At 64.5% G+C, this 25,967-nt stretch carries 25 protein-coding genes and 2 pseudogenes; 18 read left to right on the forward strand and 9 right to left on the reverse strand.

The window, feature by feature from the left end:
- The first annotated feature begins 38 nt into the window (after positions 1-38).
- From AC5Y5C_RS24455 to AC5Y5C_RS24470, 4 genes are read left to right on the forward strand one after another with little or no spacing between them, the layout of a single operon-like run.
- Entirely contained in the window at positions 39-1,067 is a 1,029-nt protein-coding gene (locus AC5Y5C_RS24455) for a phosphotransferase enzyme family protein (RefSeq protein WP_499977232.1), read from the forward strand.
- Positions 1,067-1,843, forward strand: a complete 777-nt coding sequence (fabG, locus tag AC5Y5C_RS24460) for a 3-oxoacyl-ACP reductase FabG (protein WP_499977234.1) — start codon at positions 1,067-1,069, stop codon at positions 1,841-1,843. Before AC5Y5C_RS24455 ends, fabG begins: the two co-directional genes overlap by 1 nt.
- Positions 1,844-1,868: 25 nt before the next feature.
- A complete protein-coding gene (locus AC5Y5C_RS24465) occupies positions 1,869-2,690 on the forward strand; it encodes a GntR family transcriptional regulator (RefSeq protein ID WP_499977236.1) in 822 nt (273 codons plus the stop codon).
- Positions 2,687-3,046, forward strand: coding sequence for an FKBP-type peptidyl-prolyl cis-trans isomerase (locus tag AC5Y5C_RS24470; protein WP_078292753.1), 360 nt, complete (start codon positions 2,687-2,689; stop codon positions 3,044-3,046). Before AC5Y5C_RS24465 ends, AC5Y5C_RS24470 begins: the two co-directional genes overlap by 4 nt.
- Positions 3,047-3,057: 11 nt before the next feature.
- Here AC5Y5C_RS24470 and AC5Y5C_RS24475 read toward each other — a convergent pair whose 3' ends face one another.
- Positions 3,058-4,371: a sensor histidine kinase gene (locus AC5Y5C_RS24475; protein WP_499977274.1), complete on the reverse strand. Its 1,314-nt coding sequence runs from the start codon at positions 4,369-4,371 to the stop codon at positions 3,058-3,060.
- A gap of 107 nt (positions 4,372-4,478) precedes the next feature.
- Complete coding sequence (locus tag AC5Y5C_RS24480; RefSeq protein ID WP_499977238.1) at positions 4,479-5,213, reverse strand: response regulator transcription factor; 735 nt, start codon at positions 5,211-5,213, stop codon at positions 4,479-4,481.
- Between the two features lie 120 nt (positions 5,214-5,333).
- On the opposite strand from AC5Y5C_RS24480, the gene AC5Y5C_RS24485 reads away from it, so the two are divergent.
- Entirely contained in the window at positions 5,334-5,960 is a 627-nt protein-coding gene (locus AC5Y5C_RS24485) for a hypothetical protein (RefSeq protein ID WP_499977239.1), read from the forward strand.
- A 37-nt stretch (positions 5,961-5,997) separates the two neighbouring features.
- Here AC5Y5C_RS24485 and AC5Y5C_RS24490 read toward each other — a convergent pair whose 3' ends face one another.
- A complete protein-coding gene (locus tag AC5Y5C_RS24490; RefSeq protein WP_499977240.1) occupies positions 5,998-7,059 on the reverse strand; it encodes an NAD(P)-binding domain-containing protein in 1,062 nt (353 codons plus the stop codon).
- Positions 7,060-7,074: 15 nt separating this feature from the next.
- On the opposite strand from AC5Y5C_RS24490, the gene AC5Y5C_RS24495 reads away from it, so the two are divergent.
- The gene (locus tag AC5Y5C_RS24495) at positions 7,075-7,806 is read left to right on the forward strand and encodes an enoyl-CoA hydratase (protein WP_499977242.1); all 732 of its coding nucleotides are present in this window, start codon (positions 7,075-7,077) and stop codon (positions 7,804-7,806) included.
- Between the two features lie 2 nt (positions 7,807-7,808).
- Positions 7,809-8,909, forward strand: a complete 1,101-nt coding sequence (locus AC5Y5C_RS24500; protein WP_499977243.1) for an MBL fold metallo-hydrolase — start codon at positions 7,809-7,811, stop codon at positions 8,907-8,909.
- On the opposite strand, the gene AC5Y5C_RS24505 is transcribed toward AC5Y5C_RS24500, so the two are convergent.
- The gene (locus AC5Y5C_RS24505; RefSeq protein WP_499977245.1) at positions 8,906-9,583 is read right to left on the reverse strand and encodes a class I SAM-dependent methyltransferase; all 678 of its coding nucleotides are present in this window, start codon (positions 9,581-9,583) and stop codon (positions 8,906-8,908) included. The two genes, AC5Y5C_RS24500 and AC5Y5C_RS24505, sit on opposite strands and share 4 nt — an antisense overlap.
- A gap of 135 nt (positions 9,584-9,718) precedes the next feature.
- Between AC5Y5C_RS24505 and AC5Y5C_RS24510 the strand changes: the two genes are divergently transcribed.
- Positions 9,719-12,136, forward strand: coding sequence for a cation-translocating P-type ATPase (locus AC5Y5C_RS24510; protein ID WP_499977276.1), 2,418 nt, complete (start codon positions 9,719-9,721; stop codon positions 12,134-12,136).
- 51 nt (positions 12,137-12,187) lie between these two features.
- Here the strand turns inward: AC5Y5C_RS24510 and AC5Y5C_RS24515 are convergent.
- Positions 12,188-12,520 (reverse strand): annotated as a pseudogene (locus AC5Y5C_RS24515) (class I SAM-dependent methyltransferase); the annotation flags it as partial.
- Positions 12,521-12,574: 54 nt separating this feature from the next.
- Between AC5Y5C_RS24515 and AC5Y5C_RS24520 the strand changes: the two are divergent.
- The 4 genes from AC5Y5C_RS24520 to AC5Y5C_RS24535 all read left to right on the forward strand — a co-directional run bounded on the left by AC5Y5C_RS24520 (position 12,575) and on the right by AC5Y5C_RS24535 (position 14,828).
- On the forward strand, positions 12,575-12,790 hold the full coding sequence (locus tag AC5Y5C_RS24520; protein ID WP_134062685.1) for an antitoxin: 216 nt from the start codon (positions 12,575-12,577) through the stop codon (positions 12,788-12,790).
- A gap of 22 nt (positions 12,791-12,812) precedes the next feature.
- A complete protein-coding gene (locus tag AC5Y5C_RS24525) occupies positions 12,813-13,949 on the forward strand; it encodes a lipase family protein (RefSeq protein WP_499977246.1) in 1,137 nt (378 codons plus the stop codon).
- Positions 13,950-13,985: 36 nt separating this feature from the next.
- Positions 13,986-14,429, forward strand: coding sequence for a type II toxin-antitoxin system Rv0910 family toxin (locus AC5Y5C_RS24530; protein WP_499977248.1), 444 nt, complete (start codon positions 13,986-13,988; stop codon positions 14,427-14,429).
- Positions 14,430-14,540: 111 nt separating this feature from the next.
- A complete protein-coding gene (locus tag AC5Y5C_RS24535) occupies positions 14,541-14,828 on the forward strand; it encodes a hypothetical protein (protein ID WP_499977250.1) in 288 nt (95 codons plus the stop codon).
- 18 nt (positions 14,829-14,846) lie between these two features.
- On the opposite strand, the gene AC5Y5C_RS24540 is transcribed toward AC5Y5C_RS24535, so the two are convergent.
- Entirely contained in the window at positions 14,847-15,758 is a 912-nt protein-coding gene (locus tag AC5Y5C_RS24540; RefSeq protein ID WP_499977252.1) for an LLM class flavin-dependent oxidoreductase, read from the reverse strand.
- A gap of 116 nt (positions 15,759-15,874) precedes the next feature.
- Between AC5Y5C_RS24540 and AC5Y5C_RS24545 the strand changes: the two genes are divergently transcribed.
- The gene (locus AC5Y5C_RS24545; protein ID WP_499977278.1) at positions 15,875-16,435 is read left to right on the forward strand and encodes a TetR/AcrR family transcriptional regulator; all 561 of its coding nucleotides are present in this window, start codon (positions 15,875-15,877) and stop codon (positions 16,433-16,435) included.
- Here the strand turns inward: AC5Y5C_RS24545 and AC5Y5C_RS24550 are convergent.
- Entirely contained in the window at positions 16,389-18,398 is a 2,010-nt protein-coding gene (locus AC5Y5C_RS24550; RefSeq protein ID WP_499977279.1) for an MDR family MFS transporter, read from the reverse strand. The two genes, AC5Y5C_RS24545 and AC5Y5C_RS24550, sit on opposite strands and share 47 nt — an antisense overlap.
- Positions 18,399-18,641: 243 nt before the next feature.
- Between AC5Y5C_RS24550 and adh the strand changes: the two genes are divergently transcribed.
- From adh to AC5Y5C_RS24565, 3 genes are all read left to right on the forward strand, one after another.
- Positions 18,642-20,159 carry an aldehyde dehydrogenase gene (adh, locus tag AC5Y5C_RS24555; protein ID WP_499977254.1) on the forward strand — a complete coding sequence of 506 codons (1,518 nt, stop codon included), beginning with the start codon at positions 18,642-18,644 and terminating at the stop codon, positions 20,157-20,159.
- Complete coding sequence (locus AC5Y5C_RS24560; protein ID WP_499977280.1) at positions 20,143-20,574, forward strand: DUF779 domain-containing protein; 432 nt, start codon at positions 20,143-20,145, stop codon at positions 20,572-20,574. The genes adh and AC5Y5C_RS24560 overlap by 17 nt, the downstream gene beginning before the upstream one ends.
- Before the next feature lie 101 nt (positions 20,575-20,675).
- A complete protein-coding gene (locus AC5Y5C_RS24565) occupies positions 20,676-22,457 on the forward strand; it encodes a hypothetical protein (protein WP_499977256.1) in 1,782 nt (593 codons plus the stop codon).
- Here AC5Y5C_RS24565 and yaaA read toward each other — a convergent pair.
- The gene (gene yaaA, locus AC5Y5C_RS24570; protein WP_499977257.1) at positions 22,447-23,193 is read right to left on the reverse strand and encodes a peroxide stress protein YaaA; all 747 of its coding nucleotides are present in this window, start codon (positions 23,191-23,193) and stop codon (positions 22,447-22,449) included. The genes AC5Y5C_RS24565 and yaaA overlap by 11 nt on opposite strands.
- Positions 23,194-23,312: 119 nt before the next feature.
- Here yaaA and AC5Y5C_RS24575 point away from each other — a divergent pair, with 119 nt between their 5' ends.
- On the forward strand, positions 23,313-24,095 hold the full coding sequence (locus AC5Y5C_RS24575) for a VOC family protein (protein WP_499977259.1): 783 nt from the start codon (positions 23,313-23,315) through the stop codon (positions 24,093-24,095).
- A 74-nt stretch (positions 24,096-24,169) separates the two neighbouring features.
- On the opposite strand, the gene dinB is transcribed toward AC5Y5C_RS24575, so the two are convergent.
- Positions 24,170-25,375: a DNA polymerase IV gene (dinB, locus tag AC5Y5C_RS24580; protein WP_499977260.1), complete on the reverse strand. Its 1,206-nt coding sequence runs from the start codon at positions 25,373-25,375 to the stop codon at positions 24,170-24,172.
- 227 nt (positions 25,376-25,602) lie between these two features.
- Between dinB and AC5Y5C_RS24585 the strand changes: the two are divergent.
- Positions 25,603-25,967: pseudogene (locus tag AC5Y5C_RS24585) on the forward strand (hypothetical protein); the annotation flags it as partial.

Consider the following 25,967-nt stretch of genomic DNA (forward strand, 5'->3'; position numbering starts at 1 on the left):
GGTCCGCTTGAGGGCTGTCTATGGTGCACACTCGACCCATGCCGGGATTACCGTCGAATCACAGTGCGTTCGCGCGAGCCGCCCTTCCCGGGTATGGGCGCGATCCGGACACCCCATTGCGGCTACTGAGCCTTTCCGAGAACGCCACGTACCTGGTGGATGATCAGCGACCGATCGTGCTGCGGGTGCACCGTCCCGGGTACCACTGTCTGCCCGCCATCCGTTCGGAGCTGGCCTGGATGCGGGCGCTGCGCGCCGAGACTCCTGTCGTCACACCACAATTTGTGGAAGCGCTGGATGGGTCGGACGTGATCGCCGTCGGCATCGACGACGCCACGTTATATGTCGATGCCATGGGCTTCGTCCCGGGCTGTACCGCGGAGGAGGCGCCCGGCGTAGTCGGGTACACGAAGCTCGGCCAGCTGACCGCGCACATGCACGACCATGCCGAGCGCTGGCAGGTGCCGCAGGAATTCACGCGGTTCCGTTGGGATCTGGACTCGATGTTCGGTCCGCAGGCGCGCTGGGGTGACTGGCGACAGGCCCCCGGCATGACGGACCGCGACCGTACAGCCGTCGCCGCCGCCGTGCAGGAAATCATCCGAAGGCTTACCGAATACGGTTACACCCCAGACCGGTTCGGCCTGATACACGCGGACATGAGGCTGTCCAACCTCATGGTCGATCCGGGACGGACGGGATCTGACATCACAGTCATCGACTTCGACGACTGCGGGTGGTCCTGGTTCATCGCCGACCTCGGCGCCGTGGTCTCGTGGGTCGAAGACACTCCGGAGGCCGAGGCAGCGGTTGCGGAGTGGCTCGATGGGTACCAGCGAGTGCGCCGGCTTTCCGACGAACATCTCGCCATGATCCCGGTTTTCGTGATGCTGCGGCGAATCATGCTTACCGCCTGGATCGCGTCGCATGCCGATGCCGATGCCGCGATCAGGGTCGGTGACGGATTCGGAACGCGTACTGCCCGCCTCGCAGAGCGATACCTCGGTGACCGAACATGGTTGCGGGAGGCGGTTTTCGGTTTTCGAGCGACCAGAGAGGAAGTGTGATGTTCGATCTGTCGACCAAGTCGGTGTTGGTGACCGGTGCTAGTAAGGGCATTGGCCGCGGTATTGCCACGGTATTCGCGCGTGCCGGCGCCAACGTTGCGGTCGCCGCTCGATCGTTGGATGAGACCACAGCGGTTGCAGCGGAATTGGACGAACTCGGTGTTGGCAATGTCGTCGGTGTCCGGCTGGATGTGTCCGCCCCGAAGTCGTGTGCGGATGCCGTGCGGACGGTCATCGACACGTTCGGCGGGCTGGATGTGTTGTGTGCCAATGCGGGGATCTTCCCGGAGGCGACACTGGCCACCATGACGCCCGAGCAACTCTCCGAGGTGCTTGATGTCAATGTGAAGGGCACTTTCTACTCAGTGCAGGCCTGTCTGGAGGCATTGACCGCGTCGGGTCACGGTCGGGTCATCCTCACCTCGTCCATCACCGGGCCGGTCACCGGCTATCCGGGCTGGTCGCACTATGGCGCGTCGAAGGCCGCGCAGCTGGGTTTCATGCGCACCGCCGCGATAGAACTGGCGCCACGCCGGGTGACGGTCAATGCGATCCTGCCCGGCAACATCCTCACCGAGGGCTTGGCGGATATGGGCGAGGAATACATCGCCGGGATGACGCGCTCGATTCCCCTGGGAACGCTGGGCAGCCCTGCCGATATCGGGCATCTGGCGGCCTTCCTGGCCAGCGATGAGGCGGCATACATCACCGGCCAGGCCGTCGTGGTCGACGGCGGACAGGTGCTGCCCGAATCGCCGGAGGCGGTTAACCCGTAGGCGCGCTTGCGGCGATACTGAGCAGATGGAGGAGTCGGAGGGCGGCCCGGTAGCCGAAGACGTGCGGCGTCGAATCCTGTCGATGCTCGCGCAGGGCACGCTGCACCCGGGCTCGCGGTTGGGCTCCGAGCGCGAGATGGCCGAGCGATTCGCGGTGTCGCGTGCGACCGTGCGCAGTGCTTTGGTGCCGTTGAGTCGTGCGGGCATCCTGGAGCGTCACACCGGCCGCGGCGGCGGCACCTTCGTGCGGGCCGATGTGGTGCAGCGCAATGTCGCCGAACTTGTGGGCCTGCCCACCAGGCTGCACATCGGTGGCCACACCAGTGATACCCGGGTACTTGGTACGTCCCGGCGGGCGGCTACCCCGGTTGAGCGATCTGCTCTTGAAATCGAGGACGGTGCAGAGGTTTTCGATGTACGTCGGCTTCGCTACGCCGACGGGGTGCCGCTCTCTGTCGACAGTGCATGCTTTGCCGCCGAGCTGGTGCCGGACCTGCTGGAACAACCGCTCGGCGGATCCCTGTACGAGCTGTGCCGGCTGCGCTATGCATTGGTCGCGGACTCGTCGACCGAGACGATCGAAGTGGTGAGTGCAAATCCACGTGAGGCCGAATGGCTTGACGTGCCGCATCGCAGGCCCCTGTTGGCCATCACGCGGGTAACCCGTCATACGGACGGCAAGCCGTTCGAATACAGCTATGACCTGTTCCGCGCTGATCGGGTACGACTGACCGCCACCATGACATCGGCCGTGGCGCAAGAGAGTCGCGGTATGGATGGCAAGGTGGAACGTGCGGTGAGCAGCCTGGCAGCCCATCGGCGGCGGGACGATACGCTGCTGGCATGACGAAACCCGAGATTGATTTTCAGCCAGGTCCAGCACCCACCGAACTGGTCATCAAGGACATCACCGTCGGTGACGGCGCCGAGGCCGCGCCCGGATCTGTCGTCAACGTTCATTACGTCGGAGTCGAATTCGAGAGCGGTGAGGAATTCGACAGCTCGTGGAACCGGGGCGAGTCCATCGAGTTCCCGCTCGGCGCACTCATCCAGGGATGGCAGGACGGCATTCCCGGCATGAAGGTCGGCGGACGTCGTCAGCTCACGGTGCCGCCGGCGCAGGCCTACGGCGAGGCGGGCGCGGGGCACCAGCTGTCGGGCAAGACGCTGGTGTTCGTGATCGACCTGCTCGGCGCCCGCTAGAACAAGCGCCGCTAATGCCCAGGGAGGCGCAGCACCAGCCTTGCGCCTCCCAACGGGCTGGACTCTAAAGCAGCTGTGCCGCCGTGGAGTTCGGCCTGCTGAGCGACCAGCGCGAGGCCGAGGCCGGAGCCGGTGTGCGATGCGGTGGAGCCGCGTGAGAACCGTTCGAAGACGACCTCGCGCTCGGCTTCGGGGATGCCGGTGCCGTTGTCGTCAATCGCGATCTCCACACCGTGCACCGTGCTGATGGCAGAGAGCCGAACCTCTGACGCGCCGCCGTGGCGGACCGCGTTCTTGATCGCATTGTCGATCACCAGTCGCAGCCCCGCGGGCAGCCCCAACATCAAGATGGTCGACGAGGGCACCAGGGACACTTCGACATTCGGATAAGTGCGGTCGGCATCGTGCGCGGCGCGGTCCAGCAGCTCGGTGATATCGACCGGTACGTGGTCGTCCTCGGTGGTCAGGTCGCCCTGGGCGAGTCTCTCCAGCGCGGAAAGTGTTGCCTCGATCCGGGTTTGGGTGCGGACGGTTTCCTCGAGAATCTCGGCACGCTGGTCCTCGCTGAGGTTGAGCGTGGAGAGCACCTCGAGGTTGGTCCGCATCGCGGTGAGCGGGGTGCGGAGTTCATGGGAGGCGACCGCGGAGAAATCACGTGCGGTTTCGAGGGCTGCCTTGGTCTTTTCCTGCTCGTTGTTGATGCGTTCGAGCATTCCTTCGACCGCCTCCGAGATCTCGACGGCCTCGCGCACACCGCGCACATTCACGTCATCGGGGTTGGATTGCGCGTTGATCAGACGGGCCTGCTGCGCCAGCAGCCGGAAGGGGCTCACCACGATGAGGGATATCACCCAGCCCACGATCACGGTCCCGATCAGCACGCCGCCACAGATCGCGAGGATGCGCATGTGGTACCGGTCGATCTGCCGCTGTGTCTCGGCGATCGGGGCGCCGACCGCGACGGGAATGTTGCCTGGGGCGATGAACGACCGCACCCGGTATTCGACGCCGTTGATGGTGGTATTGGCATAGCCGGGGTCCAGTAGCGGTAGTTCCACTTCGCTGGGGATGGACTTGGTAATCCCGGCCACGCGGGCAGTGAGCACCAGGCCGTCCGGGGTGTCGATCTTCCCCTCCGAACTGATCACCGAATTCAGCAGGCTTGAGACGGCACCGAGGCTGGACACCGAGTCCAGCCGGCGATCCAGCTGGCTGTTCTGGTCATCTTCGACACCCAGCCACACCCAGGTGCCGAGGGTGACGACGAGCACCATCACACCCAGCGCGGCGATAGCGACCAGGGTGCGCAGCGAGAAGACCCGCATGGGCCTTTCCAGCAGTCGGTACGCCAGGTCGGTGATCCGCTGGCTGCGGTGCTTGCTGGGGCTGGTCATGCTGGTTTGTGGGTCTTCGCGCGAGCGGCTCATCCTGGCTACTGCGAACGCAGCACAAAGCCGACACCGCGCACGGTGTGCAGCAGGCGCGGCGCGCCGCTGGTCTCCAACTTGCGGCGCAGGTAGCCGATGAATACGTCGACGACATTGGTATCGGCGGCGAAGTCGTATCCCCACACCAGCTCCAGTAGCTGGGCCCGGGATAGCACCGCGGTCTTGTGTTCGGCCAGCACGGCCAGCAGATCGAACTCGCGCTTGGTGAGGTCGACCTCGACACCGTTGATGCGGGCACGCCGTCCCGGGATCTCGACCTCAAGAGGGCCGACGGTGATGGTCTCGGTGGACGAGGTGGCCACTGCGCCACGCCGCCGTAGTAGTGCTTTCACCCGGGCCACCAGCTCGGCGAGCACGAACGGTTTGGTCAGGTAGTCGTCGGCACCGGCCTCAAGGCCCGCAACCCGATCGTCCACCGAGGTGCGCGCGGACAGCACGCACACCGGCACGTCGTTGTCCATGGCACGCAGCGCCGTCACCACGCTGACACCGTCGAGTACGGGCATGTTGATATCGAGGACGATCGCGTCCGGGCGGTGTTCGGTGGCGCAGCGCAGCGCCTCGGCGCCGTCGCTGGCGGTGTTCACTTCGAAACCGGAGAGACGCAGGCCGCGCTCCAGCGAGGCGAGCACGTCGGCGTCGTCATCGACTACCAATACGCGCGGGGAGGCGTGCCCGGCATCTTGTGATGAGCTGCTTGCGCGAAGTCCATCAGGCATATCTGCCATCTTGCCCGATGCAGCGCTCAAAACCCTCCATCTGCCGACACCGGTGCTGTCCCGTGAGTCGCCAGTATCATGAAGGCTGATAATCCGGCGTCCCATACCGAAAGCTTGCGCATGTCAAAAACAGTACCTGTAAAGCTAGTTTCCTATGTTGCTGGCGTTTGCGCCGTGCTTGGTCTGGGGCTGCTTTCCGGGGGTGCGGCTGTCGCTCACGCCGATCCCGCCTTTCCCGATCTGAACGGGTTCGCGGCGGTGGCTCCCGACGGATTCTTTGTGACCAACGAGAACTCCTCGGTGCGGTCGATCCACTTCTCGACCCCCGACGGAATCGGCTGTATGTTCCGCGCCTCGGCCAACATCACACCCACCTCACGGCAACGCCTGAGCTGTGACGGTGCCGTCCCCGGGATTCCCGGGGACGCACAGAGCGCGCCGAACGTGCCGGGTGTCGGCGGTGCGAGCGCGAATGTACCGGGGCTGGGCGGCGTGAACATCCCGGGTGTGGGGACCTGCCCGATGGGTACCGTCGCGCAGAAGGGCGACGGCGCGTTCGAGATCAGCAAGGGTGCCTGGTCCTGCGGCACCAAACCCGAGGCACCCGTACTCAATGTCGGGCAGAAGCTCACCTACGGCAACGTGACATGTGCCGTCGGCGCGGGCAGCCTGACCGCCTGCCAGGTGACCATGGGTGATCAGAAGCACGGCTTCGTATTGCAGCCCTCAGGCAGCACATCCTTCTAAGCGCCCACGAGGGCCCATGGGGGACGTACCGAGGAACCTACTGACCTAGGTGGTCCATCAGCTCGACGACGGCCGCACGCGCAGCCCGGTTGGCGCCGATGGTGCTCGCTGAGGACCCGTATCCCAGCAGATGGATGGCGGGTTGTCCTGCGACTTGAGTGAGCAGCCGGCCGGTCATCGTGATGCCGCCGCGGCCGTTGCGCAGGTGCAGCGGTGCCAGGTGGTCCAGCGCGTGCCGGAATCCGGTGCACCACAGAATCACGTCGACATCCAGTGAGCCGCCGTCGGGCCAGGCGACCCCGGTCGAGGTGATACGGCGGAACATGGGCCGCCGAGCGAGCACCCCGCGTTGTGAGGCGTCGGCGATCTCCGGCGTCCACGGCAGCCCGGTCGCGGACACCACCGAGCGTTGTGGTTCCCCGCGGCGCGACCGTTCGTCCACACCGGCGACCGCGGCACGCAGACGATCGACGGTGAAATCCGTGACGAACACCGGCTCGCGCCGGGTCACCCACGACGTGCGTGTGACCGTCGAAATCTCGGCCAGCAACTGCACCGCGGACACTCCGCCGCCGACCACCAGCACATGCTGGCCCGTGAACTCCTCCGGTGTGCGGTAGTCGTGAGTGTGCAGTTGACGCCCCTTGAAGGCGGACGAACCCGGAACGAATGGGATAAACGGCTTGTCCCAGGTCCCTGTCGCATTGATCAACCCGCGAGCGGTGAGCTCGCCCGCGGATGTGCTGAGTGAGAACCCGCCCGGAGCCGCCCGCGCCTGGCGCACGTGCACGGGCCGGTGGACGTCGAGGGCGTACCGATGTTCGTACTCGTCGAAGTACCGGGGCATGGCGGTTGACGCCTTGATGGTGCCCGTTTCATCGAACGGCAGTCCGGGGAGTTGATAGATGCGGTTGGTGTTGTCGAGCGTCAACGTGGGCCAGCGGAACTGCCAGGCCCCGCCCGGACTGGGGGAGTGATCGAGGATGACGAACCCCCCAGGTTTCACGCCGGGCTCGAGGCCGCGCCGCCGCAGGAAGTATCCCGCCGCGATTCCGGCCTGCCCGCCACCTATCACGGCGACGGTAGTCATGGGCGCCATATTAGGGTGGTCGCCATGATCGGTGTAACTAGCGACGGCCCCGTCACCACCATTGAGCTGCAGCGCCCAGAACGGCGCAATGCCGTGACCTACGAGCTTGCACTCGCCTTCGCCGAGGAGGTCCGCAAGGCTGCCGAAACCGCACGCGTCATCGTCGTCACGGGGCAGGGCACGTCGTTCTGCGCGGGTGCCGACCTGTCCAGCGGTGCCCCTGATCCCGACAAGTTCGCCGATGCCTGGCAGCACTCGATCAAGAGCATCGATGCCGCGGATATCCCGGTCATCGCTGCCGTCAACGGCCCCGCCATCGGTGCCGGCGTGATGCTGGCGATGGTGGCTGATCTGCGGGTCGTCTCCGAGACCGCGCGTTTCCAGTTCCCCGTCGCCAAATACGGTATTGCCCTGGACAACTGGAGCATCCGTCGACTGTCTTCGCTGGTCGGATACGGGCGCGCACGGGGCATGCTGCTGGCCGCCGAGCCGCTCGACGCACAGGCCGCCTTCCAAACCGGACTGGCCAATCGCATCGGAGAGCTTGCCGATGCCCAGGCCTGGGCGGCCGAGCTGGCCGGCTTCGCGCCGTTGGCCCTCAAGCACGCCAAACGCGTGCTCAACGACGACGGCGCGTTCGAGGATCAGCTGCCCGAGCACAAGGTGCTGTTCGACCAGGCCTGGAGCAGCCAAGACATCATCGAAGCTCAGGTCGCGCGAATCCAGAAGCGCCCACCCAACTTTCAGGGAGCCTGAGCGTGCGGGCGCTCTGGGTTGGCGCCGGCGCAGCTCTTGCGTCGACGTGGATCGGTCGCGCCCTGCGTGACGTCCCGCGGACGCTGGGCGCCAGCAAGGAACGCATCGCCGAGGTCGCGGAGGGATCGTCGCAGTACCGGAACGGTACCTTCCATAACGCCGAGCCGGCACGGCAATTTTCGCCGGATGCAGAGGCCACGACCGTGGTGTGGGACGTGATCACCCGGCGCGGTGCGGGAACGCCGAAGGGCGAAGTACCGCTGGTGATCCCGGAATTTCCCGGCTCGCCCGCGGAGCTGGCTGCGACCTGGTTTGGGCATTCGAGCATGCTCGTCGAGATCGACGGGTACCGCGTGCTCACCGACCCGGTGTGGAGTGACCGCTGCTCGCCCTCGCGTGCCGTGGGCCCGCACCGGCAGCACCCGGTGCCCTTGGAGCTATCGGCGCTACCTGCCCTGGACGCCGTGGTGATCAGTCATGATCACTACGACCATCTGGATATGGATACCATCATCGCGCTGACGCGCAGTCAGAACGCGGTGTTCGTGGTGCCGCTCGGTGTCGGCGCGCATCTGCGCGGCTGGGGTGTCTCTCCTGCCCGGGTTGTCGAGCTCGACTGGGACCAGAGTCATCAGCTCGGAAAGCTGACACTCACCTGTACCCAGGCGCGGCATTTCTCGGGCAGATCGCTCGCCCGGAACACCACGTTATGGGCCTCCTGGGCCATCGCCGGACCCAGGCACAAGGTTTTCTTCGGGGGCGATACCGGATACACCAAGGCGTTCAAGGTCATTGGCGATACTTACGGGCCCTTCGATCTCACCCTGTTGCCGGTCGGCGCCTACAACACATCGTGGGCCGACATTCACATGAATCCCGAAGAGGCCGTGCAAACTCATATGGATCTCGCGACCCCGCAGGCCCCACTGCTGCCCATCCACTGGGCGACGTTCAACCTGGCCCTGCATCCGTGGGCCGAGCCGATCGAGCGGCTGCTCACCGCGGCCGACGAGCAGGGGGTCACCGTCGTGGTGCCCAAGCCCGGGCAGCGGGCCGAGGCGCAGCGGCCCACCGCCCCCGACGGCTGGTGGCGTCTTTCCTAACGCTTGTGCGCCTGCAGCAGGAATGCGGGCTGCTTGTTGCGCCCCTTCTCGTCCTTGTGGAACGCCGGTATCTCGAAGTCGGCGCCGGGCAGGATTTCCGGGATGTTCGAGTGGATGAATGCGGGTCGCAGCTCGTCGATCACCCAGTAGGGCTCGACCGCCGCACGCAGCTCGTCCTCGGTGACCGCGTTGGGGCCGATCCCGGGCGGGAAGGCGCCTACCGCGAAGACCAGCACGTAGTACGACGCGTCCGGCGCTGCCGCACGAGAGATCGACTGCTGGTAGGCCTCGCGGGCCTCGACGGGAATCGAGTGGAACAGTGTGCTGTCGACGATGGTGTTGAAGCGCCCGTCGTAACCGGAGAAGTCGGTGATGTCGGCGACCTCGAAGCTGGCGTTGGTCAGTCCGCGCTCGGCAGCGGCGGCCCGTGCCGCCTCGATGGCGGTGGGGGACAGGTCGAATCCCACGGTGATGTGCCCCAGTGCCGCCAGACGCAGCGAGGTTTCGGCGTGCCCGCATCCAACGTCGAGAACGGAGCCATGGAACTTGCCGGCCTCGATCAACGCGGCCAGTTCGGGTTGCGGCTCGCCGATGTTCCATGGCGGCTCGCCCTGGAAGATCTCGCTCTTGCCTTGGTATGTGGCATCCCAGTCCGGCAGCTCATTCGATGTCATACCAACTGACATTACCCGCGTTGCGTGGGAACGTGGCGTGACAACCGGGCCAAATAATCGCGCGGTGTTCCCACTCGGCGGCCGTGCTCGGTGGTCGCCGGTCGCTACTGTGCAGGGGTGGCAACAATCGAGGAATTGGCCGATGAGCCGCGTGCGCGAAGAGGGACGGACATCAACGGCCTGACCGCTGCCGAGGTCGCCGAGCGCATCGCGCAGGGGAAGACCAATGACGTCCCGGCCCGTGCGGCGCGCAGCGTATCGGACATCGTGCGAGCCAATGTCTTCACCCGGATCAACGCGATCCTCGGCGTGCTGCTGGTCATCGTGCTGTCCACCGGTTCGGTCATCAACGGTGCCTTCGGTCTGCTGATCATCGCCAACAGCGCCGTCGGCATCATTCAGGAACTGCGTGCCAAGCAGACGCTCGACAAGCTTGCGATTGTCGGCCAGACCCGGCCGGTGGTGCGGCGTGACGGTGCGGCCACGGCGCTCGCGCCCAACGACGTGGTCCTCGACGACATCATCGAGCTGGGGCCCGGCGATCAGATCGTGGTGGACGGCGAGGTCATCGAGGAGGCTGCCCTTGAGGTTGACGAGTCGCTGCTGACTGGTGAGGCCGATCCCATCGACAAGACCGTTGGCTCCCCGGTGCTTTCGGGGAGTTTCGTGGTTGCGGGCAGTGGCGCATACCGGGCGACCAAGGTGGGGCGCGAAGCGTACGCGGCCAAGCTGGCCGAGGAGGCCTCCAAGTTCACCCTGGTGCATTCCGAACTGCGAAATGGCATCAACAGGATCCTGCAGTTCATCACATACCTGCTGCTGCCCGCGGGCGCGCTGATCATCTACACGCAGCTGTTCACCACCGATGACAGTTGGCAGGAATCGGTGCTTCGCATGGTGGGCGCCCTGGTCCCCATGGTGCCCGAGGGCCTGGTGTTGATGACGTCAATTGCCTTCGCCGTCGGCGTGGTTCGACTGGGACGGCGCCAATGCCTGGTGCAGGAGCTGCCCGCTATCGAGGGGCTGGCTCGAGTAGACACGGTATGCGCGGACAAGACCGGCACCCTCACCGAGAACGGCATGCGCCTCTCGGACGTGAAGAAACTGGACGGCGACGATGATCACGCGGCCGCACTGGCGGCGCTGTCTCAACTCGCGGCCGATGACCCGCGGCCCAACGCGAGCATCGCCGCCATCGCCGAGGCGTACGACGCCCCGCCGGGCTGGAAGTCGACTGCGATCGCGCCCTTCTCGTCGGCCAAGAAGTGGAGCGGTGCGTCCTACGGCGAGTATGGCAACTGGGTGATCGGCGCGCCCGATGTGCTTCTCGACCCGGCCGACCCCATCGCCACCGCCGCCGAAGAGATCGGTTCCCGGGGCCTGCGGGTATTACTGCTCGCCTCGGCGGAACTGTCCGTCGACGACGCCCAGGCGCCCGGTGCCATCACCTCGCGTGCGCTGGTGGTGTTGGAACAGAAGATCCGCCCTGATGCCCGCGAGACTCTTGATTACTTTGCTTCCCAGCATGTCTCGATCAAGGTGATCTCCGGCGACAATGCGGTGTCGGTGAGCGCGGTGGCCCAGACGCTGGGGCTTTCCGGCACCGCCGTGGATGCGCGCACCCTGCCCACCGATACCGGCCAGCTGGCCGACACCCTCGCCGATGCGACCACTTTCGGACGGGTGCGGCCCGACCAGAAGCGGGCGATGGTCAAGGCTCTGCAGTCGCATGGCCATACGGTCGCGATGACCGGCGACGGCGTCAACGACGTGCTCGCGCTCAAGGACGCCGATATCGGTGTCGCGATGGGTGCCGGTAGCTCAGCCTCACGTGCGGTGGCTCAGATCGTCTTGTTGGACAACAAGTTCGCCACCCTGCCCTATGTAGTTGCCGAGGGACGGCGCGTCATCGGCAACATCGAACGGGTTTCCAACCTGTTCCTCACCAAGACGGTCTACTCAGTGCTGCTGGCGCTGACGGTGGGGCTGGCGGGGCTGGGCTCGAAGATCTTCCACTACGGTGCGGTGCCGTTCCCGTTCCAGCCGATCCACGTCACGATTGCAGCCTGGTTCACCATCGGTATCCCGGCGTTCATCCTGTCGCTGGCACCGAATAACGAACGCGCGCAGACAGGATTCGTGCGCCGGGTGATGATGTCGGCAATTCCGTCTGGTCTTACGGTGGGAATCGCGACGTTCCTGTCCTACCTGTTGGCTCGTCAGATTCTGCACGTCACGGGGAACAGCACCCAGGCGTCGACGGCCGCACTGATCACCGAGCTCGTGGCGGCGGTATGGGTGCTCGCGGTGGTGGCTCGCCCTTATCGGTGGTGGCGGGTGGCATTGGTGACGTGCTCCGGCCTCGGCTATGCGGTGATCTTTGCGATTCCCTTGGCGCGAGAGACATTCATGCTCGACCCGGGCAATCTGGCGGTCACCGGGCCCGCGCTGGGCATCGGTATCGCGGCCGCCGCCATGATCGAGGTGTTGTGGTGGCTGCAGGGCAAGTGGTCCGGCCAGCCACGCCATTTCTGGGCCACCGACGACGATTAGGCACGCCGTGCGAAGGCGACTGAGCGCCCGCGCCTAAAAACTGAACCGCATGCGCACCGTGTCGGCCGGATTGACCCGGAAGACGCGGGTATCCAGCCCGCAGGCCAGATGCAGCACCGTAGCCTCCCGGTGCACGGTCAGAAACTCCGAGGTCCAGACATCGAGCTGCTGGGCGCGCAGCGCCACGCCGATCGCCTGGGTGCCTTTGATCTTGGTTTTGGAGAAGTCGTAGTCGATGCGCGCGACGGCATCCGCGGCGTAGTGGTCATGAAGAACCGAATTGGGGGAGGTGGCATCCTGTGCGCGGCCGTACAAGGTGGCCAGCATCGTCTCGGGAGCGCCGGTCAACGTGATTTTCACAAGGTCCGTCACTCGAGCCGACATACGCCGCGATCTCGTACTACAGTTGCGCCGTCCCAGACGAAGGAGAACACGCTCATGGCTGATTTCAAGGGTCTCATCGACAAGCTCAAGAGCCTGTTGGCGGGCAACAAGGACAAGGTGAACCAGGCCGTCGACAAGGTCGGCGACGCGATCGATTCCAAGACCGGTGGCAAGTACAGCTCGGTGGTGGACAAGGTGCAGGATGCCGCCAAGGGCGCGGTGGAGAAGGTGGAAGGTACCGAGTCCCCGAAGGCCGGCGACGCTCAGTAACCGACTGGCGCCGTTGCTTGCGGTGCTGGTGCTGTTCACGGCGGCCTGCGCGCGGGTGGAGGCGGAAGGTGTCGCACCTCTGCCTCCCTCGCCGCCGCCGGGTGAGGTGCTGTGGGATGCGCCGTTGTCGCTGGCCCCGGACCTTGATGCCCTCGCTGACGGCCATCTGATCCGGTACATGTCGACCTCGGGCACCACCGGCACGCCCACCGAGGTCTCCGGAGTCGTATTCTCTCCCAAAGGTCAACCGCCACAACATGGTTGGCCCATTGTCTCGGTAGGGCATGGCACCACCGGACTGGACGACGAATGCGCGGTTTCTCGAGCTCCCGATCTGCGGGGCTACATCTGGCTGGTGCGCACCCTCACCAGGCGCGGCTGGGCGGTGGCCATCACGGATTACGAAGGATTGGGCGTTCCGGGGCCGCATCCGTATCTGGAACCGCGGTCCGAGGGCTTCAACGTGATCGATGCGGCGCGCGCCGCGGTATCGCTGATCCCCGGGGCTTCGACGTCATGGGCGGCCATCGGTGCTTCCCAGGGCGGCCAGGCAACGTGGGCGGCTGCCGAGCTTGCCGGCGATTATGCCCCTGAACTGGAGTTCGTGGGTGCGGCCAATCTGTCTCCGGCTGCCGATCTCACCGATATGGCGACCCATATCGGCGATGGCCGATACGACTGGAGCCAGCTCTCGATGATGCCCACCCTGCTCACGGGGTTGTCGGTCACCGTTCCGGAGCTGCGGCCCGAGAACTTTCTGCACGGGTCCTTCCAGGACAATCCACACGACAAGGCGCTGCTACTGGGGTGTCATAACGGACTGGATCTCGCGCGGGCTGCAGCCATAGGTAGGTTGCGTGCCAATGATTTTCACGGCACTACCGCATTGGACACGGCGATTTTCGCGGCTGCGCTGAAGCGGATCGCGCTACCGCTCGGCCCGGCGTCCGGGCCGATGCTCGTGTACGCCGGTGGGGCCGATCGGCTCATCGATGCACGCTGGATCCATGCGGCGGTGCGGCGGGCCTGCACGCTGGGCGACACGGTCCAGGAGATTGTCGCGCCGGGTAAGGGGCATGTGGACCCAGAAGGGGAACGGCTGGGGGTGCAGTGGATTGCGGATCGGTTTGCCGGGATCCCGGCCCCCAGTAACTGCTAGCCGCCTGTTGGTATCGCTCCGGTATCGTTTGCCGACGTGGCAGCCAAACTGAATTCCTCCATCGATGTGCCCCTCCCTCCTCAGGAGGCCTGGGAGCACGCCTCGGATCTGCGGCGTTTCGATGAGTGGCTGAGCGTTCACACCGCATGGCGCAGCCCGTTGCCCGAGATCTTGGAAAAGGGCACGGTGATCGACTCGATCGTGTGTGTGAAGGGCATGTATAACCGCGTCAAATGGACCCTTCAGAAGTACGATCCGCCGACGGCTCTGTTCCTGGAAGGACAGGGTAGGGGCGGCGTGAAGGTCAAGCTCCGGGTGACGATCACCCCGAAGGGCCCGGGTTCGGTCGTGGACTTCACCCTGCACTTGGGTGGGCCTGCGATGTTCGGCCCGATCGGCGCGGTGGTCGCTGCCGCGCTGCGCAGTGACATCGACGCCTCGCTGTCGAAATTCGTTCAAGTTTTTGCATCCGCGTCGTAAGCACTTTTTTACGTTCTACCTGCGAAAACACAAGTGACCGTTTGTGATTGGATGAGTATCGAGCTCGTGTCGGTGGTTGGCAGGCTCCGGAATATGGAGCAATATGGATATATGTCAATCACACGGAAGTTCATCGGAACGGTGTTCGCTGCAGGTGCCGGCGCGGCGCTTATCGCTGCTGCACCCGCCGCCGTGATGACCACCGGGGTGCCGACAACCACGTCCAACCAGGTCGTTCTTGCCGATCCCGACGGTTCGGGCAGCGGTGACGCGGGTGGTGGCGGTGGCTGCTACAACGGCGTGTGCGGCGGATGGAATCCCGGGCAAGGTGGCTGGGGCCACGGTTGCTACAACGGCGTTTGTGGTGGCTGGGACGGCCAGCGCGGCTGGGGTAACTGAGCCGCGTAGCCGTACGAACTAGTCCGCCAGCGGTCGAAGAGCTTGCGCCAGGGCGTCATAGGCGTCTCGGCGAGCTGATCCTGTACCTAGCAGGTGGTCCGGCAGGATGACTTCGTCAACACCCTCCTCGGCCCACGCCGCCATCTGCTCCGCGATGCGTTCCGCGGTACCGTACAACACCGGAATCGGTGATGCCACAGCGGTTTCTGCGGCGCGCGCTTCGGATTGCGGGTCGCCTGTGACGATGATGCGCGCCTGAGTGGAGCGCCAAATCGTCGCCGGATCGCGGCCAATTTTCTCGGCCGCGGCGTCCAGTCGGCCCGAGGTCTCATGGAAGGTGCCGGGCGAGGACCACTGGTTCCATTCCTGGGCATACCGCGCGGTCAGACCAAGCATGCGCGGCTGTGTGGCGCCGATCAGGATAGGCAAGGGAACCTGTAGCGGTTTGGGTTCGCAGATGCCGTCCGCCAGCTGGTAGTACTCGCCGGCCACGGTGGTGACTTGTTCGTTGAGCAAGCCGGTAATGACTTGCAGCCCTTCGGAAAACCGGTCGACACGGGGTCCGGGACTGCCGAGTGCGAGCCCATAGCGCTGGTGTTCATTTTCCTGCCAGCCCGCGCCCAGCCCCAGCGTGAAGCGTCCCTGGCTTACGTGGTCGACGGTGGCTGCCCAGTTGGCAAGCACCGCCGGATGCCGGAAAGTCATCGACAGCACCAGGGGTGCGAGCCGGATTCTCGAGGTGGCTGCGGCGAGCGCCGCAAAGATTGCGGTGGCCTCGTGGAAGTCGGTGCGCTGCTCGGGGGTGTCGGCATGTGACATGAAGTGGTCGGCCGCATAGAAGGCGCGCCAGGATCCGTTGTCGGCGTACTGGGCGATATCCAGCAGATCTGCCCAGGATTGATTGGTTTGTCCCCATATCGAAAAGCGCATGTCTTCCAGCCTAGAGAAAAACCAGAGGAAGGCTATGGGAGGAATGCGCGTGCCCAGAAGTTGACCGTAATACGCTTGTAGTGATGAACGAGCAACCACGGGGTCGGCGGGCAGAGGTGCTGGAAGCTGCTATTCAGGTGGCGGGCACTATGGGTGTTGGTGGCCTCACCTATCGATCGGTCGATGCGGCGGCGAATGTTCCCAGCGGAACCACGTCGAATCACTTCCGTACTCGCGATGCCCTGCTCCTCGGTGTCATCATCGAGATCGAGAAGCTCCGTCGGGCCTTCTGGCGGGCGCTTGTCACAGAGATCAACCCGACCACGGTGCCCGACCTGGTGGGTATCGGTACCGCGTACGCCAACGGTGCCGTCGGGGTGATGAGCACCCGGGTGCGGGCGTACATGGCACTGCTCATGGAGGGTTGGAGTCATCCCGAGCTGAGGGAGCCGCTGCAGCAAGGCCGGGATGCGCAGATTCCCCGCACACTGCAGCTCATGCGCAAAGTGAACCCGACAACCCCCGAATTGCATGCGGAAGTCTTTCAGGACTATCTCACCGGCATCATCTACCAGCAGCTTGCCAACCCGGCGCCGGACTTCAATCCGCGCCCGGCAATCGAGGCGCTACTCACCGTGCTGGTGACGCCCCAGGTGCCGCGGGTAGCGCAGAGATAGGGTTCTCACGCCAGTCGGTATCGGTAACGATTCGCCGTGAAATGCGTTCGAGCGCTGCCTGAATCTGCTCCCGGTCCGCGCGATCTTCGAAATCGGGTGTGCGGGAAAGTCGTTCGACCAAGTACTGGTTGATCGCCTCGCTGATTTTGTCGACTTCCTGTCGCCCGGGGTCGGTGAGCCAGACATGGTCATTGGTGCGCAGCGCGTAACCATTCTCGACGAGTTCGTTGAAGGCGGGGTCGATGACCTCTGGAGGTATCCGGTACCACTGCGCGATGCGGGACACCTCCGCAGATCCGGTGGCACGCAAAAATCGGTTGGCCTGCACCAGGGCCCACAGCGGAGCGATGGGCATCGATACACCCGCGTGTTCGCGTAGCTTGTGCAGACCGATGTGTGGGAATCCGCGCATTGCGTTGCTGATCGCGATCTCCAGCAATTTGTCCGGCGAGACCGAATTGGGCATGCCGAAGCCCTCGCCCATATCCGCGGCAAGGGCCGAGTCGGTGCCGCGCAGCGGGACCTCCTTGAGGAACAGCGCGACGACGAACCCGATGACGGCAACCGGTGCGGCGCAAAGGAACACAAGGTCCAACGAGTCGGCGTAGGCATTGATGACGGGTATCGCGGCGTCATGCGGCAGTGCGTGCAGCGCCTGTGGTGACCGGGCAGCCTCGGATGGCACCGTCGCCGAGCTAATTTCGCGTGCAAGGAAATTGGAGAACAGCGACCCGAATATCGCGGCGCCGAAGGAGCTGCCGATGGTGCGGAAGAACGTCACGCCGGATGTCGCGACGCCTAGATCGTCGAATCGGGCCGTGTTCTGCACGATGAGTGTGAGTACTTGCATCGAGGCGCCGATACCTACGCCCAGGATGAGCAGGTACAGCGACTGCAGGAGGAACGGTGTCGAGTTGTCCATGCTAGACAGCAGCACCAGCGCGATGGCCATGGTGGCAGTGCCGGCGACGGGATAGCGCTTGTACTTGCCGGTGCGTCCTACCAGGATGCCGGTTCCGGTGGAGGTGATCAGCATGCCCGCCACCATGGGCAGTGTGCGCATACCCGAGACGGTGGCCGAGACACCGTTGACGAACTGCATGAACGTCGGTAGGTAGGTCATCACCCCGAGCATGGCGAAGCCGACGACGAAGCTCAGCACGCAGCAGATCGTGAAGACCGGGTCGCGGAACAGTCGTGGCGGCAGAATCGGTTCGGATACTCGGGATTCCACCCAGACGAACAGGACGATGGCTGCGACCGAACCGACGAACAACCCGATAATCATCGGTGAGGACCAGGGATAGGTGGTGCCGCCCCAACTGGTCGCCAGCGTCAGTGCCGAGGCGCCCAGCCCAATGAGCACAATGCCCCAGTAGTCGATGACGGGGCGTGTCGCCTTGGCCAGCGCCGGGATGGCTCCGGCCGCAACCAGGATCACCACGACAGAGATGGGCAGATTGATGTAGAAGGCCCAGCGCCAGCCCAGATGATCGGTGAACAGACCGCCCAACAGCGGGCCGATCACGGTCGTCACCCCGAAGACCGCACCCAGCATGCCCTGATACCGGCCGCGCTCGCGCATCGGGATGATCTCGCCGATGAGGGCAGTCGCCGTCACCATGAGGCCGCCGGATCCGAGTCCCTGAATGGCGCGAGCGCCCACGAGCATCGCCATGGAACCGGCCACGCCGCAGAGCAGCGATCCGGCCGCGAAGATGACGATGCAGGCCATGAAGACTGTTCGCCGTCCGAAGAGGTCACCGAACTTGCCCATCACCGCGGTAGCCACCGTGGAGGCCAGTAGATAGCTGGTGACCACCCACGATTGGTGCCCGGCATCTCCGAGATCGGCGACGACGGTGGGCAGGGCGGTGGCGACAATGGTGCCGTCCAGCGCGGCGAGCAGCATCCCGAGCAGGACCGCGACGAAGATGAGATTGCGGCGCTGCACGCTGATCATGGAGCTCGCGGCTTCCTGATCGACTGTTTCGGATTCAGGGGCCTGCTGCGGGGATTCGGCTGACATAACTTACCCATGCTAAAGGTATGTGGGCCCGGGCATCATGAACTTACGTGGCCCGCACGCACGTGGACAGGAAGCCAGTTGGTGCCGTGACCGCGAGCCTGACAACCCGAGGCCCGCCGCTGACCTGGGTGTAACGTACGTCACAGGGCTCGCACGGATGACGGATAGGAGCAGGCAATGAAGCACGCAGCGCCCGGAACCGAGGGCAGCGCAGTCACTTTCGCGCCCCGGTATGACAACTTCATCGGTGGGGAGTGGGTGGCTCCATCCGATGGGCGGTACTTCGATGACTCCTCGCCGATCGACGGCAAGGTATTCACTCAGGTTGCCCGCAGCACCGCGCCCGACATCGAGAAGGCGCTGGACGCCGCCCACGCCGCGGCCGAAGCCTGGGGCAACACCTCACCGGCCGAACGGTCGAATACTCTGCTCCGGGTTGCCGACCGGATGGAACAGAACATCGAGAGGCTGGCGGTCGCGGAAACCTGGGACAACGGCAAGCCGATTCGCGAAAGCCTCAACGCCGATATCCCGCTGGCCATCGATCACTTTCGCTACTTCGCCGGGGTGCTGCGCGCCCAGGAGGGATCGATCTCGGAGATCGATCACGACACCGTCGCCTATCACTTCCATGAGCCACTGGGGGTTGTTGGCCAGATCATTCCCTGGAATTTCCCGCTGCTGATGGCGGTCTGGAAGCTAGCGCCGGCGCTAGCGGCGGGCAACTGTGTGGTCCTCAAGCCCGCCGAGCAGACGCCCGTCTCGATCCTGGTGCTGATGGAGTTGATTGCCGATCTACTCCCGCCGGGGATCATCAATGTGGTCAATGGATTTGGTGTCGAGGCGGGTAAGCCGCTGGCTTCAAGCCCACGCATCGCCAAGATCGCCTTCACCGGCGAGACCACCACCGGGCGCCTCATCATGCAGTACGCGACGGAGAACATCATCCCCGTCACCTTGGAGCTTGGCGGCAAGAGCCCCAACATCTTCATGCCCGACGTGATGGCTGCCGATGACGCCTTCCTGGACAAGGCGCTCGAGGGCTTCACCATGTTCGCGCTCAACCAGGGTGAGGTGTGCACGTGTCCCTCGCGGGCGCTAGTGCATTCCTCCATCTACGACGAATTCATCGCACGTGCGATCACCCGCGTGGAGGCCATCGTGGGCGGCGATCCGCTCGACGAAGACACCATGATCGGTGCCCAAGCCAGTAATGATCAGTACGAAAAGATCTTGTCCTACATTGACATTGGGCGACAAGAGGGAGCTCAGGTGCTCACCGGTGGTGACGCCCGTAAGGTTGCCGATTACCCGGACGGCGCCTACATTCAGCCGACCGTGTTCGCCGGCACCAACAACATGCGCATCTTCCAGGAAGAAATCTTCGGCCCGGTGCTGTCCGTGGCGAAGTTCGACTCGCTGGACGAGGCGCTCAAGATTGCCAATGACACGCTGTACGGCCTGGGCGCGGGGGTGTGGTCGCGGGATATGACCAACGCCTACCGGTTGGGTCGCGGTATCAAGGCGGGCCGGGTGTGGACCAACTGCTACCACCAGTATCCCGCGCACGCCGCGTTCGGCGGCTACAAGAAGTCCGGTATCGGGCGTGAGAACCACAAGATGATGCTCGATCACTACCAGCAGACCAAGAATCTGTTGGTGAGCTACTCGCCCGACGCTGCGGGGTTCTTCTGATGAGAGCTTGCGCGAAGGAAGTCAGGCCCTGATCAATCGCGTCGAGCTCACTCCGGCGGCGGCCGAGCTGTTGGCTTCGCTGGTGGCCACACACGGACCTGTGATGTTCCACCAGTCCGGCGGCTGCTGTGACGGGAGTGCGCCGATGTGTTACCTGCGCGGGGAATTTCGTGTGGGTGCGTCGGATGTGTTGCTCGGTGAGGTTAGCGGGGGAACGCCGTTCTGGATGAGTGCCGACCAGTTCGAGTACTGGTCACATACACATTTGACGGTGGACGTGGTGCCTGGGCGAGGGTCGGGATTTTCGCTGGAGGCACCGGAGGGGGTGCGTTTCCTCATCCGGTCAAGGCTGTTCACCGATGACGAGGTGTTCGCGTTGGCGAATCAGCCGGTCAGGACCGGCGCCGACGGTTGAGGCGCTGCCGATTCCTTCGTGTTGTCGGCTGTGCGCAGAGGTAGTAGTTTGCCCTTGTCGGAGACAGTCTGGTCGGGTCGGTCGTAGGGGAGTGTCATCCAGTGTATGTGGCTATTCGAACTGCTGCGGTTGCTGCGGTGTGCAGTCTGTGTGTCGGGACAGGTGTGGACGCGCGCACTGTGCGGCCGGTTCCTTCCCTAACGGCTACGGCCACAACACGTTCCGCGACGAATCGGGCAGTCTCTCTCACGTCGTTCTCTGACCTGCTGGCGGTGGCTGCTCCGCAGACTGATGCTGGGGCGCAATCGAATCCGGTGGCTACCGGGGTACCGAGTAGCAGCGATCTCATCGGGACAGTCGCCAAACTCCTCACGGCATCACAAGCCGCGTCGACCGGTTCGACTCCGGGGATCACCGCGGCCGCCCTCGATCCCGTCGATCCGCCGGTAGAGCAGCCGGTTGATCCGCCCGTCGAGCAGCCCACAGATCCGCCCGCGGCCGACGAGCCGGCGCCGCCCACCAACTTCCCGGGGACGCATTGGCCTGCGTTTGGCACCCCGTCCTACTTTGCGCAGCTGGCTTTTGCGGTGTTCCACGTTGTGGCCTTGCCGATCACGGTGCCTGTGCAGTTCTTCCTGGGCAGCGCCGAGGGTGTGCCGACGGTGATAGCTGCGGCGCTCAATGACTTGTCGGGCCTGCTGGGCCAGATACCAGGGTTCTCACCGCAGCAACCGGCGGCGGCGCAGGCACAGCAGAAGGTCGCGGAGGCCTCCTCTCCGTTGCCGAAGACGGCGGCAGCGGAGGCCGAAGCGCCCGCCGCTGAGGAGCCGGCTCCGGAACCAGAGCCCTTGCCGACTAACTTCCCGGGCCCGCGCCCGGCGTTCGGCACGCCGTCCTACTTTGCGCAGTTGGCGTTCGCGGTACTGCATGTGCTGGCGCTGCCGATTACGGTGCCGGTACAGGCGATCATCGGTAGGACCGAGGGTGTGCCGACGGTGATTGTCGCCGCACTCAATGACTTGTCGAGCCTGCTGGGACAGGTGCCGAAGATATCGCTACCTGGGACCGACCCCGGGACCACACCGGAGGCATCCTCGAAGCAGGTCGATCAGGCTGTCACCAAGCCGGAAACCGCGTCCGAGAAGTCGGAGACCGCCAAGCGCGACGTCGATGCGAAGACTCCCAATACCGAGCACACGGAGCATGGAGCCAAGCCTGCGGAGACGCCTGCAGAGGCGCCCAAGAACGAGCATGAGGCCAAGCCCGTCGATACACCCGCGGATGCGACGAAGGCAGATCCGGCTAAGGCTGTTGACCCCACTAAGGCTGTTGAGCCCAAGGTCGACCCGACGAAGGCCGTTGACCCCACTAAGGTCGTTGAGCCCACGAAGGCTGTCGAGCCTACGAAGGTCGTTGAGCCCAAGGTTGACCCGACGAAGGCTGTTGAGCCCAAGGTTGATCCAGCGGCGGCAGCATCAACGAAGCCCGAGCCTGCCAAGCCCGAACCGGTCAAGGCGGAGACCAAGCCGGAACCGGCGAAGCCGGATGCCACACGTCCAGTCAAGGTCATCCGTGACAGCCTGAAGTCGACGCCTGGTGAAACCGGCACAACTGGCGGCACCAAGACGGCCGAGGGGTCCAAGGGCGCCGAGGCGGACAGCAAGGCGCCCGCTGCGTCTACGGCGACCAAGGTTGGCGAAGGACCGGCATCCTCTGTGGGCGGTACGACTGATAAGCCCGCCCAGAAGCCATCGCCGGAAAAGTCGTCGCCGGAGAAGTCGTCGACTGGCAAGAGTGCATCGTCATCGGAAGGGAATTCACATTCCTCCGAAGGAAAGACGCACACCTCCGAGGGAAAGTCACACTCCGGGTCTACTGACTGACGATGATCGTCAGCGCGTCGCCGTCGCGTTCGATATGAAGTCCGCCGCGACGGGCGACGGTGGCCACCCCGGCGGCATCGTTGGGTTCTGCTCGGCTTCCGGCCAGGATGCGCGCCAGCTTTCCCTTGTGCGCCTTGTTGAAATGGGTGATCACCGTGCGCCGCCCATCGGGATGCTCGGTGAGGCAATCGACGGTCACCGCGCGCGGTAGCCGTCCCAAACCCGCATAGGAGCCCGAGCGCAGGTCGACGATGAGTTCACGGGCGGCCAGTTCGGCCAAGGCAGGCTCCAGAACTGGCTTCCAGCGCGCGGACAACGACGGCTTTCCGGGCAGTTTGGATGAGGCAGACAGCCGATAGGCAGGAACCGGATCATCGGCCCGCAGCAGTCCGAACAGTGCCGAGCCGACAGCGAGTCGTTCACGTGCGCGAGTTGCGGAGGCACCACGCAGCGATGTCACGTCCAAGGCGTCGTACAGCACGCCGGTGTACCGGTGCAGCGCAGGCATGGTGGGAGAAACGCGCAGCTCGGCGTTGCGTTGAATCTCGGGGTCCTGGGATGCGGAGATGCCCAGCGCTTTCCGGCAGTCCTGCGGGTTGGCGGCGAGAGCGACGAGCTCGTCGATGAGTACCGTGCGTAGTGGATTCAGCGACGGTGTCGCCAGTTCATCCAGGCACAGAGGAGTGTGATCTCCGCCTTCACGTTTGGTTTCCGAGGGCGGCAGCAGCACGATCACCCCACAGACCGTAGCGAACTGTTCCCCGTCCGCGGCAGAGAGGGTCAGCGCCTGCGATGAGTTTTTGTGGCGCCGGTGGTCGATACCTATGAATGCCCCATCCAGTTCAAGGAGACCCCATGCCTACTCGTGAAGAAACTCCACTCGGCGCCCCGGCGTGGATCGACCTTGCCTCGTCGGACGTTGAGAAGTCGAAGGCGTTCTATAGCGCGTTGTTCGGTTGGACCTTGCAGGAGGCCGGCCCTGAGTACGGCGGCTACGTGAATGCGCATAAGGACGGCAAGGCTGTCGCCGGAATGATCGCCAACAACCCGGAGTGGAATGCTCCCGACGGGTGGACCACCTACTTCGCCACCGATGACATCAACGCCACACTGCAGAAGGCGGCCGACAACGGCGGCGGAAATTGCATGCAGGCCATGGAAGTTCCGCAGCTCGGCTACATGGGGCTCTTCGGCGATCCCTCCGGTGCCGTGGCGGGGTTGTGGCAGCCGTTGGCCCACAAGGGGTTCCAGCTGGTCGCCGAGGCGGGCGCGCCGGTGTGGCATGAACTGAACACCCGTGAATACGACAAGGCGGTCGACTTTTACACCAAGGTACTCGGGTGGAAAACCAAGGTAGAGGGCGATTCCGATGAGTTCCGGTATGCGTGTGCTCAGCATGACGGGGAGCCGATCGCCGGAGTCAACGACGCAACGGTCGGCCAGTGGACGCTGCCGGAGGGTGTACCGGCGCATTGGGCCGTGTATTTCGGCACCGAGGACACTGACGCCAGTGCCGCCAAGGTCACCGAGCTCGGTGGTGTGGTACTCACACCCGCGCAGGACACCCCATACGGCCGGATGGCCCTGGTCCGTGACACCACCGGTGCCACCTTCTGGTTGTGCTCCGTCGATTCCTGATCGTGACTGCGGTAGGCCTCGTCATTGTCCGTGCGGCGATGACGAGGCCCGCTTCTTGCTGAAGGGTGCACGTTTCAGATGTCCTCGAAGGTTGGGATGCCCCATTCTTCGTGTCCGCCCCCGTGCAGCAGGGTGGCGCGGGTGACCGACCGAGTGCCGAACTTGTCGCGCAGTTCGTCGAGGATGTTGTCGAGCGCCAGCGCGTTCTCCGTCAAGTCCGTGAACGGGAGCTCCAATTGCGCTGCCCCGCAAGGATCCAAGTTGGAAACGGAGAATCCGATCAGGGTGATACCCCGTTCCGCGACGAGGGGAGCTGCCTGCGTGACAAGCTGGCGTGCCACCGCCAGTAGGTGCTCGGTAGAGGTGGTGGGCCGCAACACGGTGTGTGAGCGTGTCGCGCGTGTGTAATCGTCGAACCGCAGCCGGAGTATGACGGTTCGGCAGCTTCGTCCGGCGCCACGCATCCGGCGGGCGATCCGTTCGATGAGTTGCGTCGTGATGGCGTCGATCTCGTCGGTCCTGCGGCGCTGTCTTCCGAGTGCGCACTGCGCGCCGATCGAACGTCGCCGCCGTCCGCCCTGCACCCGCCGCGGGTCGACATTATTTGCGAGGCAATGTAATTGGCGGCCCATGGCCCGACCAACCATGGACGCCAGCGTGGACTCACCGAGATCGGCGATATCCGCGACCGTATGGATGCCGTACACACGCAGCTTCTCGGCGGTGATCGCGCCGACGCCCCACAGCGCCTGCACCGGCAAGGGGCGCAGGAATGACAACTCCTCGTGGGGTTCTACCGCCAACAGCCCGTCGGGTTTGCCCTGGCGGCTGGCGACCTTGGCCAGGAACTTGGTGCGAGCAATCCCGACGGTGATCGGCAGACCAGCCCGCCGGCGTACCTCCGCGCGTAGTGTCGCCGCGATATCGCGTGGCGTGCCCGAAATGCGCAGTAGGCCAGAGACATCCAGAAATGCCTCGTCGATGGACAACGGCTCGACCAGGGGAGTGGTGTCGCGGAAGACCTCGAAGACCTTCTTGCTTGCCGCGCTATACGCGTCGAAACGGGGTGGAACCACCACGGCCCTGGGGCATAGTTGCCGCGCTTGTCGGCCTCCCATCGCGGTGCGCACCCCGCACCGCTTCGCTTCGTAGCTGGCGGCCAGCACGACACCGCCTCCAACGATTACCGGGCGGTCGCGTAGCGCTGGATCATCACGTTGCTCGACGGAGGCGTAGAACGAGTCCAGATCCGCGTGCAGGATGCTGGCTGTTCCGGTCATGAACAGATGCTCGCACCGGGGTCCGACAGCCATGCTGAGGTGATTTGCCCAACCGCTGGTTGATTCGGAGAATCCCTGGGCAATCCTCGATGGCGGCTGGGAGATATTTGACTTACGGCTAGGAAAACTATCGAGTTCGTGGTCGGCGGCATGGTGCAGTGTGCCCTACGTTTATGGCGAGTTCTCCAGGTTACTTCCAGCCTATTCACAAACTTTGCCCAGAAGGGGTGGTTTACGTGCGTATACGACTTCGTGCGACGGCGGCCGCGACGGTTTGCAGTATTTGCATCGCCGCGTCGGCTTCCGCGCTCACGATCCAAACTCCTAGCGCCAGTCCGGAACAGCATCGGACCGTGTCAACGCAGGCTTACGTCCTGACGTCGAACGACGGCACGCTCTCGCCCGCCAGCATCGGATCGTTGGCTACCTTGCCGGGTGTCCAAGGTTCGGCCGCGACGCCGCTGGCTGCGGCTGCTGCGCCGGCGCCGAGTTTGTTTACGGCGATTCAGCCGGTGTTCACGGTGTTGGGTGGGGCGTTGACGCTGCCGTTCAATATTCCGTTTTGGTTTGTGACCGGGCAGTTGAATGCGGC

Source organism: Mycobacterium sp. NGS15 (assembly GCF_059813245.1).